The organism is Tardiphaga sp. vice304 (assembly GCF_007018905.1).
GTDB lineage: Bacteria > Pseudomonadota > Alphaproteobacteria > Rhizobiales > Xanthobacteraceae > Tardiphaga.
This window is the reverse complement of the sequence record NZ_CP041402.1, coordinates 5,664,105-5,676,447: the sequence shown is the minus strand read 5'-3', so window position 1 is coordinate 5,676,447 and position 12,343 is coordinate 5,664,105. Positions and strand designations below refer to the sequence as shown.

General features: G+C 57.4%; 7 protein-coding genes and 2 pseudogenes. 6 read left to right on the top strand and 3 right to left on the bottom strand.

Going from position 1 to position 12,343, the window contains the following annotated elements:
- Positions 1–47 precede the first annotated feature (47 nt).
- Positions 48–1,218, top strand: a protein-coding gene (locus FNL56_RS26990) for an IS3 family transposase (RefSeq protein WP_441351259.1) whose coding sequence is annotated in 2 segments (ribosomal slippage) — positions 48–304 and positions 303–1,218 — 1,173 coding nt in all. Because the reading frame shifts where the segments join, the coding sequence is not laid out codon by codon here.
- A 506-nt stretch (positions 1,219–1,724) separates the two neighbouring features.
- On the opposite strand, the gene FNL56_RS26985 is transcribed toward FNL56_RS26990, so the two are convergent.
- Both FNL56_RS26985 and FNL56_RS26980 read right to left on the bottom strand, forming a co-directional pair.
- Positions 1,725–3,485 carry a methyl-accepting chemotaxis protein gene (locus FNL56_RS26985; protein WP_441351320.1) on the bottom strand — a complete coding sequence of 587 codons (1,761 nt, stop codon included), beginning with the start codon at positions 3,483–3,485 and terminating at the stop codon, positions 1,725–1,727.
- Positions 3,486–4,078: 593 nt separating this feature from the next.
- Positions 4,079–5,019, bottom strand: a pseudogene (locus FNL56_RS26980) (transposase); the annotation flags it as partial.
- Between the two features lie 348 nt (positions 5,020–5,367).
- On the opposite strand from FNL56_RS26980, the gene FNL56_RS26975 reads away from it, so the two are divergent.
- Complete coding sequence (locus tag FNL56_RS26975; protein ID WP_143578465.1) at positions 5,368–5,622, top strand: hypothetical protein; 255 nt, start codon at positions 5,368–5,370, stop codon at positions 5,620–5,622.
- A gap of 90 nt (positions 5,623–5,712) precedes the next feature.
- Complete coding sequence (locus FNL56_RS26970; protein ID WP_143582487.1) at positions 5,713–6,789, top strand: flavodoxin family protein; 1,077 nt, start codon at positions 5,713–5,715, stop codon at positions 6,787–6,789.
- Between the two features lie 93 nt (positions 6,790–6,882).
- On the opposite strand, the gene FNL56_RS28935 is transcribed toward FNL56_RS26970, so the two are convergent.
- A complete protein-coding gene (locus FNL56_RS28935) occupies positions 6,883–7,047 on the bottom strand; it encodes a DUF4345 family protein (protein WP_368039361.1) in 165 nt (54 codons plus the stop codon).
- A 1,814-nt stretch (positions 7,048–8,861) separates the two neighbouring features.
- On the opposite strand from FNL56_RS28935, the pseudogene FNL56_RS26960 reads away from it, so the two are divergent.
- The 3 genes and pseudogenes from FNL56_RS26960 (at position 8,862) to FNL56_RS28930 (ending at position 12,300) form a co-directional block, all read left to right on the top strand.
- Positions 8,862–10,291, top strand: a pseudogene (locus tag FNL56_RS26960) (NAD-dependent succinate-semialdehyde dehydrogenase).
- Between the two features lie 58 nt (positions 10,292–10,349).
- A complete protein-coding gene (locus tag FNL56_RS26955; protein WP_143578462.1) occupies positions 10,350–11,489 on the top strand; it encodes a glutathione-independent formaldehyde dehydrogenase in 1,140 nt (379 codons plus the stop codon).
- Between the two features lie 595 nt (positions 11,490–12,084).
- Complete coding sequence (locus FNL56_RS28930; RefSeq protein WP_441351258.1) at positions 12,085–12,300, top strand: hypothetical protein; 216 nt, start codon at positions 12,085–12,087, stop codon at positions 12,298–12,300.
- The last annotated feature ends 43 nt before the right edge of the window (positions 12,301–12,343 follow it).

Below are 12,343 nucleotides of genomic sequence, written 5' to 3'. Positions count from 1 at the left end.
ATTTCCTCCAGATGAAGTTAGAGTCCGGCCCACTGAAGGACGGACCAATGAAGCGAACCAGGTTTACGGAAGAGCAGATTATCGGTGTTCTGCGCGAGCATGAGGCGGGGGCGAAAGCCGTCGATCTGGCGCGCAAGCACGGCGTCTCGGAAGTGACACTGTATAATTGGAAGGCCAAATTGGGCGGGATGGACGTTTCTGAGGCCAAGCGGCTGCGGCAGCTTGGGGATGAGAACGCCAAGCTGAACAAGCTGCTGGCCGAACAGATGTTGGATGCCGCAGCGTTACGCGAGCTTCTGTCAAAAAATGGTAGGGCCCGCCGTCCAGCGCGAGGCTGTCGCGCATCTGCAGGCCGAACTGGGCCTGTCAGAACGGCGGGCCTGCACCATCGTCAGCGCCGACCGCAAGATGATCCGCTACCGGTCGTGCCGGCCGCCGGATGCCGAACTGCGCGTCCAACTGCGCGAGCTCGCCAACGCCCGCCGGCGCTTCGGTAATCGCCGACTGTTTGTGCTGCTGCGTCAACAGGGCGAGCCGTCCGGGTTGAACCGGATTTACCGGCTGTATCGGGAGGAAGGCCTCAGCGTGCGGAAGCGCCGGGCCCGCCGCCGCGCGGTCGGCACTCGGGCGCCGATTCTGGTCGAGGCTCGGCCGAATGCCCGCTGGTCGCTGGATTTTGTCCACGACCAGTTCGCCAATTGCCGCCGCTTCCGATTTCTGAATATCGTCGATGACGTGACCCGGGAATGCCTGGCGGCGATCCCCGACACCTCGATCTCGGGACGGCGGGTGGCGCGCAAACTGACGGCGCTGATCGCTCGCCGCGGCAGGCCTGGCATGATCGTCTCGAACAACGGCACCGAATTCACCTGCAACGCGATGCTGACCTGGTCGGAGGACCATCAGGTCGCCTGGCACTTCATCGCGCCGGGAAAGCCGATGCAGAACGGCTTTTGCGAAAGCTTCAACGGCCGGATGCGCGACGAGCTGCTCAACGAAACCCTGTTCTTCAGCCTCGACCACGCCCGAGCCAAGATTGCAGTCTGGGCCGACGACTACAATCGCCACCGCCCGCATTCCTCGCTGGGCTACCTGACACCTGCGGCCTATGCCGCCAACCTCACCGCAACGTGCGATCGGCTGCGCAACCCCGACCAGCTCCGCCGATCGCACGTTGCTCACCCCACGCCGAACGGCGTAACATACGCGAGACTCTAATCGCTACTGGATGAACGTTCAGGGGCAGGTCACTCAGCCTTTAGGGCCTCCGAAAATTCCAGTAATTAATTACGCCAACGGCGTTCGGAGCAGCACCTATCGCGCGAAAATGCTGTGGCACTCGTGTGAGTGTGAAGCCGCGCTGGTCTCCGCTCCGCTTAGAGCAACCGCGACCATGGCAACGACGACGATAAGTGCCCGGGATGTTTTCAACCATCCCCTAGGCCAATCGCGGAGAAAGAACGTCCAGTTCGCACCGCCAATCAAAATGGCGACCACAGCTGCGACGGCTACAGCCATCCACACACCATGAAGCTGCCAAACATAGGCAGCCGGCGGTGCGACCAAAAGCCGAGTCGGAAAGTAAAGAATCTATCCGCTCGCGGATGACGACCACGGCCGGAAGCCGTGTCGGCCCGGATGTTGGGAACGGGAATAGCGAATCGCACCCGCGACCCGTTAGTGTCGCGGTACAAGGTCAGAAGCGAGAAGGAAAGCAGGCGGGATCAGCCCGCGCGCACCGTGTTCAGGAATTTGCTGACTTCGGCTTTCAAGCGGCTGCTGTCGCTGGACAGCGACTGTGCCGCCGAAAGCACCTGCGATGAGGCGGAACGGGTTTCGCTGGCCCCGCGCTGCACATCGGAAATGTTGGAACTGACCTGCTGCGTCCCTTGCGCCGCCTGCTGCACGTTGCGGGAGATTTCCTGGGTTGCGGCGCCCTGTTCCTCGACGGCCGAGGCGATGGTCGAGGCGATCTCCGACATCCGCCCGATCGTGGCGCCAATTTCCTTGATGGCGTTAACGGATTCCCCGGTCGCAGCCTGCATGCCGGTGATCTGCAGACCGATCTCGCCGGTCGCCTTGGCTGTCTGTTCCGCCAGCGCCTTTACTTCGCTGGCAACAACCGCGAAGCCGCGACCGGCTTCCCCCGCACGTGCGGCTTCGATGGTGGCGTTTAGGGCCAGCAGATTAGTTTGCCCCGCAATGCTGTTGATGAGTTCAACGACATCACCGATGCGGTTCGCGGCAAGCGCCAGCTGGGAAATCCGGTCGTTGGTGCGTCCCGCCTGCGTCACTGCCTCGCTGGCAATGCGCGCCGAATCCTGGACCTGCCGGCTGATCTCATTGACGGAGGACGCCATCTCTTCAGCGGCGGACGCAACCGACTGCACATTGGTCGATGCTTCCTCCGAGGCGGCGGCCACCATGTTGGTGAGTTCCTGCGCTCGCTGCGATGTCGCAGTAAGCGTGCTGGCCGACGCTTCCAGCTGGGTCGATGCCGAGGAGACGGTCCCGATGATCTCACCGACCGCGTCCTCGAAATCGTCAGCGAGCTTGATCATGTCGCGCTTGCGCTGATCGGCGGCCGCCGTATCCTGACTGAGCTTGGCAGCGGCTTCAATGCATGCCTTCTCCTCCGCCTTGACCTTAAACTTATCGACCGCCACGGCGAAATCGCCGATTTCGTCCTTTCGGCCGAAGCCGGGGAGGATAACGGCGAAGTTGCCATCGGCCAGTTCCTGCATCGCGCTGCTCAGCCGGCGCATGGGCCGGGCAATCAGGAATATGGACATCACAGCGGTCACGATCAGGATAAGGCAGGCCAGCAGGCCGACGCCGAACGACGTTGTCACGACGGAAGCTGCTTCGGCGGCGGATTCGGTGGCCAGCTCCTCAACCCGCTTTACGGAAATGGCCGTCATGGCATTGGCGGCCTCTTCCAGCGCGGAGAACATTGGGATGGTGACGTCACGGCGGAAGCGAATGATTTCGTCGTCCTGCTTCGCGATTTTCTCGGCGCTCGCCGCCAACGTCTCGCCGTTCGCGCCACGCTTGGCCTCTAAGGCAAGAACCTGTCGCTTCATTTCAGCAACGACGTCCTTAGACTTGGTGTAAGCTACGAGGTCTTCGCTGATTTTCACCACGAGTGACTGATTCTCGGTCGAAAGCGCGTTCTTTCGCATGAATTCATTATACTTGGTGGCAGATGCATGCCGCGCCACGAAGTACTCGTTGGCTTTTTCGATGGCGTCGACCGAGCGCGCTAGGTGGATATCGCGAAACACGATTGCCATGCCGCGGACCGAAGCCTTAAGCTCGACAGCGGCCTGCGCCACCTTCTCCTGTGTGATGGCGCGAGCAAAACTTTTCTGAATGCTGGCGAGTCCGGTCATCTCTACATAAATCAGCGTGGCGATGAGACCCAGGCCAAGCGCCGAAGCGATCGATAGTTTGGTGCCTATGCGAATATCGTTCAAGAAACGAATCATAATATTCCTTGGTCAGGCTGATGAAGCCAATTAAACCTAGTAATTCATATTCCCAATATCTCGTATTCGTAGCACGCCATAGATTAATAATATATTTTTGAGATGCTGGGGTGTCTCGGACTTGCAGATCCACCGATGCAGGCAACTGGTTGCCGCAGCAGAAGACTGGTCGCTCCCGCAATAGAAGTGCTCGGTGATCAGTCTGTCGCAGCAGATGGTAGCGTGATTTTATCTTGTTCGCCTCTGACACACCGACGCGTGACTTATATGCCTAAAGAGGGGCGTTCAACAGCGCTCATCCCGCCACTTTAGCCGTGACAACCTGCATCCGTCCTTCATTTTTAGAATCGCGCCCGCCCACCCTTTGATTTCCATTGATTGTTTTCAAGGCGGGGTGGCCTAGCTTCAGTGTCGGGTTGGGCAGGCGACATCGCCAAATTTCACTAGCGTCGGTCTGGAAGGCGGTACAGCACGCAGCCTCCGTCAAGGGGCTCAGCAACGAAGGCGGGGGGGGGTATGTCCGTCGTCAGACAATTTGAGACTGATCAGGCGTTTCGAAAAGAGAGGCTCTGGCTCATCAGGGTTATAGTTTAAGCGGCCTGCAGTCGGTGCTGCAAGCGTCGGTTAGCGATGGTGGCGAGTTTGATGCGTCTGCGTTCTGCGATGATCGTCTGTGCTCTGCCAAAGTAAACGTCGGCAGGTGTGACGTTTTCGATGCTCACATGATAACGGACGTGGTTGTAGTGCTCGACACAGGCTCCAATCTGTCGGTCGAGATCTCCGGGTAAATAATAGTTTTCCAGCAGAATGCGGTTCTTCAGGGTCTGGTGCCAAAGCTCGATCTTGCCTTGGGTTTGCGGGTGGTAGGGTGCGCCCCGCACATGCTGCATACCCTTGTCCTCGAGCCATTCAGCCAGATCGCCTGCAACATAGACGCGCCGTTGTCGCTGAGCAGTCTCGGCCGGTGCACGACTGTGGCGCTGTCGAGGCCCGATGCCGCCAGCGCCTGGTCCAACGTATCCGTGACGTCGGAAGCGCACATAGTGAGGCCGAGCCGCCACGCCACGATATAGCGCGAGAAGTCGTCCAACACCGTCGACAGATAATACCATCCCCAGCCGGTGATCTTGAGGCAGGTGAAGTCCGTCTGCCAGAGCTGGTTGATCGCGGTGGTCTTGTCCTTGAACTCGTTCGCCGCCTTGATGACCACTTAAGCCGGGCTTGTGATTAGGTCATGCGCCTTCAACCGCCGATAGACTGACGCCTCCGAGACGAAGTACTTTTTCTCGTCGGTGAACCGCACGGCCAGCTCCCGCGGAGACAGCTCGGGAACCTGCAGCGCCAGGTCGATGATCTGGCTGCGAACGTCGTCCGGAATGCGATTCCAAACGCGATCCGGTTGGGAGCGATGATCGGCCAGCGCCTCGATACCGCCCTCGCGATAGCGATCGTACTATCGGAAAAAAGTTGCGCGTGGAATGCCGAGCATGTCCAGCATGCGCTTGGCGGGCAGATGCGATTGCTCCACCAGAGCGAAAAACAGTTTTACAGGACGACTCGCTCAGCAACAAGTGCCGGACAGTGACTACTTTTTGACTGGTGATCGCGACCGAATTCTTGCTTAACTGGCCTCACACCTTGTCCCCGAATTCGCCGCGGCCAGCGCGGCGCTTCAACAAATTCCGGCTGCCGATCACGATCGCCCGCATGTTGTCGAAGTCGTGGGCCAGCTCACCGGTCAGCTTGCAGCTTGTGTTCTGACGCCTCCGCCGAATTAAATCTGAGCAATATTGACCATCCTACTTAATCAAGCCTGTTGAAGGGGGAACCATCCTCGCTGTCGCCGATTGTAACGCTGTTGTTTCAACAAGAGACTAAAATGAGAAAGATCATTCTTACTGCGGTATGTGCTGCTATCACCGGAATTTCCGCGACTGGCGCGTTTGCTCAGACCACCGGTCCGGCCGGGCAAGACACGACCAAAATGGCATCTGAGGCGAAGAGTAGCATGTCGAAAGAAAGCACATCAGGAATGTCTAACGGCGGCATGGCCAAGGAAAACATGAGAAAAGATGGCATGGCGAAAAAAGACATGTCGAAGAATGGCATGAAGAAGGACGACATGAAGAAGTGAGCTTGCTGCTTCTTACGTTCAACAAGCTGTCTCCACATGCGGAAGCAGCTTAACGGCTTTTGGCGGAATTCTTTGTCGGAGTGGACTAAAATGTCCGAAAGTGACGTCCGCAAGGGCATGCCATCAACCAAGCTTTCCCGCGAAGAGTTCGACCGGCGCTTTCGAAGCCGATTCACTGATCCGGCATTTGAACCGCTCGAAGCTGAAATAAGAGCGATAACTGCCGCAGCCTGGGACGGCTACACCAATTCACGAAAATCGCCCCGAACTCGCAAGGCAGGCACAGGATTTTCAGATCCGGACTACGACCTTGCGATCGACTGGATTAACGCGCGTGCCGCGATCGCAGCGGCGAAAAAGCGCCACGATGACCCAAACGAAATCAAGCGCGTTCTTTTAGTAAATGGATCGTCGCGTAGCGACCAAACATGTCCCGGCGAGATGTCGAAAACCTACCGTCTGGCCATGATGGCGCAGCCGATCTTGGAGGAAGCGGGATACGCGGTCGATTTCCTGGATCTTTCCCGATTGACGTCGGAGATGGGACGACACATTCATCCCTGCAAATCCTGCGTCTCGACTGCGATGCCGCTGTGTCACTGGCCATGCAGTTGCTATCCGAACTATTCGCTGGAGCAGACCAACGATTGGATGAACGAGATCTATCCGCTTTGGGTGGGCGCGCATGGCGTGATGATCATCACTCCGGTCAATTGGTATCAGGCGCCGACAGGTCTAAAGGCAATGATCGATCGTCTCGTCTGTGCTGATGGTGGCAATCCCGATCCGACGTCGACGCACGGCAAAACGCCTGCCGAGGCCAAGAAAATCGAATTGGATGGTTGGGACTATCCGAAGCATCTCGCTGGACGATTGTTCTCTGTGGTGGTGCATGGCGATTCGATTGGCGCTGAAACTCTCAGGCGGTCGCTATCCGACTGGCTGACGGACATTGCGATGATCTCGGCCGGAGCATTATCCGAGAAAGACGGATATATCGGGTATGAGGAGCCTTACGCGACCTCGCATCAGGCACTGGACGAAGATGATGCATTTCAACAGGATGTTTGCAGCGCCGCTCTCACACTTGCGCGCGCCATCAAACTTCAAGGCGAACACCAATTGGTGCAACCAGATTTGGGATTGCGACCGGCGAAATTGAAATAGGGGCGACGCGATCAGGAAGAAATGCTATTGCCCGTGCATATCCGAAACGTTGTTTGGACGCGGACTTGTATGGCCGGCCTTCTGGCCAACCCGTCATTGCCATAGACAAAGCAACGGTGTCACGCCGAGTTTCATTGCCAGGGCGGCCTTTATTCCAAAGGGTGGGAGGCCGATTACCGCAAGAGAAATCAGCCGCGCCAAGCCTCCAGTGACGACGATGAATGAAAGCAACTCAAATCTTTCCCCGTTAGCTTCGATACGCGGAATGGTGCTCCAAAAGCCAAGGCCGATTCCAGGCAGGAGTCCGGAAAAAATAGCGAAAGTGGCTGTTTGCGCTGGGCCCTACCGCGGTATCGACGAATTCCGGACCCAGTAGAATCCCTGCTACTCCTGCCGCGACAGGTACGATTCCGGCGACAGCAACGCAAAGCTGCAATAGCGACCGCTTACGCATCAAAGCTTGGCCGTTTGATTATCCATTCGCGCAGCGCTGGGCCCGGTTCCAGTCTGCGTAGAGGCAAAGTTGGTGATGCTATGCCCGGCAACCGCGGAGAGAACATATATTCTATGATACCGCTTCACTGACTAGTTTCCGAAGCTGTTGCCCTTAACTTCCACTGAACAAATTATAACCCTGGTCGCCCCCAGTAGCGCCTCACTCCGCCGGCATCTTAGCAGAGCGAAGCGGCGCAAAGTATCGCTTCATGGCCGCATGAGACGTTTAACTACGACGCATTGTTGAGGGCGTATTGCCACGCGTCACTAGGCGATAACTGTTCTTTCTCAAATTTTGTAGCAGCTCGCTCTTTTAAATGATTGGCAGTAAGGTAAGTAATTTTTTCAGTCGAGCGAATTGACAATTCCTTTTGTCATCGCGACGGTCTGCCGCCCTCGCGATTAAGCCATAAGCGTCCGAGTGTTGCGAAGCACTCCAGCCGCTTTTAAGGCATCGTTTCGCTCTGTTCCGGGTGGCATGTTCCGCGCCGCTTCAAGGGCGTCATCAGCCTTGCTACGCAGACCAGCGGATCGCTTCGGCTGTTTACCGTCCAATGGTCAAAATTGATCAGAATCAGCTTTATCAAATGGTCAGATTGGTCATCGCGGGTCCACCATACGAGCCAATCGCACTAATCGCTCGTTTGGTATCAAAGAGAATTTCGTTGTCTCGAGCGAAACTCTTTCTCTAATTTTAACGGTCTCTTCGTTGCCGTCCGCTGCGCTGTGTTATTAGATTCAGAATTGGCGCATGACGCCCAAACACGCTCACTCGAGGGCCAGGACGATGGCAAGCAAGCCAGTCAAAGACGCGTGCCCTCCTAGCGGTCGAGCGCATCGATCTCTCCCAGCTTCATCGCATCGACCCGGCGGCGCCGCGCGACGAGTAGTTCGACGTGGTTGGCAGATCTAGAAGGAAAGCCTTATCCGTTACGTCAGTTTCAGCGAAGTGAGCGTAAAGGAAATTTTTTGCGTCGGGCAGCGACTTCATCGTCACGACTATGCAGAATCAGTACGACCTGATCGACCGCAAGAGCGATGCGGTTTTCGAGCATTGCCAGACGAAGGGAATCGGTTTCATCCTCTGATCGCCGCTGGCCCGCAGGTTGCGGCCACCCCGGGTCCGCGCTCTTGGAGATCGCGGGCCGGTTGGGAACCTCGCCGAGCCGCGAGGCATTGGCCGGGGTGCTGATCGTTCCGAGGTAGTCCTGCCGATTCCCAGCACCAGAAATTCCCACCATTTCGAAAAAGACGTTGCTGCCGCGGGCATCACGCTGACCGCCGCGAATTCCAAAATGGGCGATTAGCAGGGCACGCTCATCACAGCAAAAGAAAGCCGGCTGACGCCAGGGAACGATTGTCAGGATTTAGGATTGTCGGTCAAGAGACACGTCGTTCGGCTAAAGGAGGCACCACCAGATGTCGTCGCGGGTTTGCGCCTATTAGCCCGCGGTACACGAACGTCCGGCCGCAAAATCTCTTCTTTATCTTGACCTCACCAATAAAGACTAAGGGTCGCCTTCGAGATCAGTGCCTCATAAAAATTTGGCGAAAGTCCACGTCAAGACCACTTGCTAATGCGCCTGTTAGTAAAAATGGAACACGCCATGGCTTACCAGAGTATCAACCCGTATGACGGTAAAATCTTCAAGACGTTTAAGGAAATTACGGACAGCCAGATCGAGACGGCGATCAAGACGGCAGCAACATGCTATGAGAGCTGGCGGCAGAGGAGTTTCGCCGAGCGAGCGGTCGTGGTTGCAAAGGTCGCTGCCATCATGCGCGCACGAGTGGACGAGTTCGCTCGTCCGGCGACCCGTGAGATGGGCAAGCTCATCGAGCAGGCTAGGGGCGAAGTGCTGCTCAGCGCGGACATCATCGACTACTATGCAAAAAACGCCGAGCGTTTCCTGGCGTCAGAAGATCTCAAACCAAGCTGGGGCGAGGCCGAGGTCGAGAGCAGCCCGATCGGGGTGCTGTTTGGTGTCCAGCCGTGGAACTACCCCTATTATCAACTCGTGCGCTTTGCAGCCCCTAATCTTATGGCTGGCAATGTCGTTATGGTGAAGCACGCGGGATGTGTCCCGCAATGCGCCCTCGCTTTCGAGAAGTTGTGGATAGAAGCGGGTGCACCAGCGGGTGCATATACCAACCTGCGAATCTCGCATGATCAAGCCAGTCGCGTCATCGACGACCCTCGGATCAAGAGTGTGGCGCTCACTGGGAGCGTGGATGCCGGAAAGATCGTTGCCGCGAGAGCTGGGCACAGCATGAAGAAGTCCACAATGGAACTTGGCGGCAGCGACGCTTTCATCGTGCTTGAAGATGCCGACCTCGACAAGACGATGAAGTGGGCAGTCTGGTCTAAGATGAGCAACATGGGCCAGTCTTGTGTCGCTGCGAAGCGCTTCATTGTCGTGGAAGACCTGGCTGATCGCTTTCTGGAGAAATTCCAGACAGCGCTGGCAGAGCTTGAACCAGGAGACCGATGGACAAGGCAACAACGCTCGGGCCTTTGTCCACGGAAGCGACGCTGGAAACGCTGCTGGACCAAGTCAAGCAAGCCATTGCACAAGGTGCTACAGTTGTGATGGGCGGCAAACGCATTGATCGACCGGGATGGTTCATGGAGCCCACGATTCTTGCGGACATCGAGCCCGGCAACCCCGCCTTCAGGGAAGAATTCTTCGGCCCGGTTGCGCTTTTCTTCCGGGTGAAGAACGAAGATGCGACGGTAGCACTCGCCAATGACTCTGATTTCGGGTTGGGAGGCTCGGTGTTTACTAAAGATAACGCCCGCGGCAAACGCCTGGCGAGCCGGGTCGATACGGGCATGATATACGTCAATCACCCGACCTCTTCGACACCGGGCCTTTCATTTGGAGGCATCAAGAACTCCGGCTACGGACGTGAACTCTCCAGCATGGGCATCCAGGAATTCGTGAACAAGAAGCTGGTCCGAGTCACTTCGATTGACCCGCAACCAGGCGTGCCACTTTCAGTCTAATGTTTGGGGAAACTCACTATCCGTTACACGCTTATTCATATCGAAAGGAGATACTCTCATGAAGGCCTTAATCTACAACGGTCCCCGTGACGTAAGCGTCAGCAGCATTCCCGACGCTCAGATTGAAAGGCCGACGGATGCGGTCGTCCGGATTACTACCACCAACATCTGCGGCTCTGACCTGCACATGTATGAAGGTCGCACTAATTTTGAGAAGGGGCGGGCTTTCGGCCACGAAAACCTGGGCCAAGTCATCGAAATCGGTGCCGGGGTGGATCGGGTGAAGAAGGGCGATTGGGTCTGTCTGCCTTTCAACATCGGTTGCGGCTTCTGCGAAAATTGTGAGCGTGGCCTGACCGGGTTCTGTCTCACGTGCAACCCAGGCACGGCGGGAGCGGCCTACGGCTTCGCTGGAATGGGACCATTCCAGGGGGGGCAGGCGGAACTTCTGCGCGTGCCCTACGCCGACTTCAACTGCCTTGCCCTGCCGGAAGATGCGGCGGAAAAGCAGGATGACTACGTCATGCTGTCCGACATTTTCCCAACGGGCTGGCACGCGACGGAGCTCGCCGGGTTGCTTCCTGGGGAGACAGTGGCGATCTACGGCGCCGGGCCGGTTGGCCTGATGGCGGCGCACTCCGCAGCAATCAAAGGCGCTGCTCGAGTGTTCGTGGTCGATGCCCACGATGACCGGTTGGCGCTCGCAAAGTCGCTTGGGGCTATTCCGATCGATATGCGGCGCTGTGACCCGGTGGAAGAGATCCTCGGCCAGACAAACGGGCTTGGCACGGACCGCGGCTGCGAGTGCGTCGGCTATCAGTGCTGCGACCGTCACGGACGCGAAGTGAACAACTTCACGATGAACAGCCTGGTCGCGACGACGAAGGCGACGGGCGGTATCGGAGTGGTCGGCGTGTTCTTGCCTCAAGATCCAGGCGCTTCCGACGCATTGGCGAAACAAGGCAAGATGGCCTTCGACTTTGGCGCCCTCTGGTTTAAGGGGCAGCGCATCGCCACTGGGCAGGCTAACGTAAAGGCGTATAATCGGCGCTTGCGCGACTTGATCCACGTCGGCAAGGCGAAACCATCGAGCATCATCTCGCATCGCATTGGGCTGAACGAGGCGCCCGACGCTTATAAGCATTTTGACGCCCGCGATGAGGGGTGGACTAAGGTGGTATTGAAACCAGCGGCTTGACCGACCGCCGTGACGCGGTGGTGTCACGGCGACGCTCGCCTCTGTGAGGCATTAAAGAACGGCCACGTGCCACATCGCAAATCGTGGCCTGAAGCCTGCACGAGCGAGCATCCTCGACGGTGCCTTCTTGTTTTACTCGGCTAAGCCATTTCTCGACTTCAGCAGCCAGCTCTGCCTCGGCTTGTACCATGCGGGGGTAGCTGATCGGCTTCTGTTTCGAGGCGTTCGCCCGCAATTTGGTGCCGCCCACCGCAACATAGCCAAGGTCGACCAGACCCGCCCCGGGACCTGCACGAACAGCCCGGCCAGCTGTCGGGTGACGCCAGCGGAATTCGCTGAAGGTGCGGAAGTCTGCTTATATTCTATTTCATTCACCCAATGGGGGCATCGCCATTGTAACGGGGGTTGCGCGTTGCTCGTACGGCGTTTTCGTCCGCTCGGAAGTTTGAGGAAACGACATCATGGCTAACCGTGTAAAGAAAATCTTCAAACCAAAATTTGGCTTCAGGCTCGGCGGCGTCTCGCTCGGATCGAATTCAACAAGCATACCGACAGGGAGGCCGAAACTACCCTAGAAGCTGCGTGGGACATCGGCGTGCGATATTTCGATGTCGCACTCTGGTATGGGTTTGGTCTTTCGGAGCGGCGCTTCGGTCACTTTCTGCACAACAAGAACCGCAACGACTATCTGCTATCCTCAAAAGTGGGAAAGCTGGGATCGGCTGCCGCTTGCGCCGCTCTTCGATCGGCGTCCACCCTTGTGTTGATGGCGAAGGTTTTCGCGTCCGCCCGGAAGTCCATTCCGCGATAGTCTGTTCCGAATCCGATGGCTTCGTTCTCTCTCAAAACGAAAT

Coding starts and splice junctions, on each gene's coding strand:
- FNL56_RS26975 (WP_143578465.1), top strand. CDS start 5,368: ATGAGAAAGATCATTCTTACTGCGGTATGTGCTGCTATCACCGGAATT.
- FNL56_RS26970 (WP_143582487.1), top strand. CDS start 5,713: ATGTCCGAAAGTGACGTCCGCAAGGGCATGCCATCAACCAAGCTTTCC.
- FNL56_RS26955 (WP_143578462.1), top strand. CDS start 10,350: ATGAAGGCCTTAATCTACAACGGTCCCCGTGACGTAAGCGTCAGCAGC.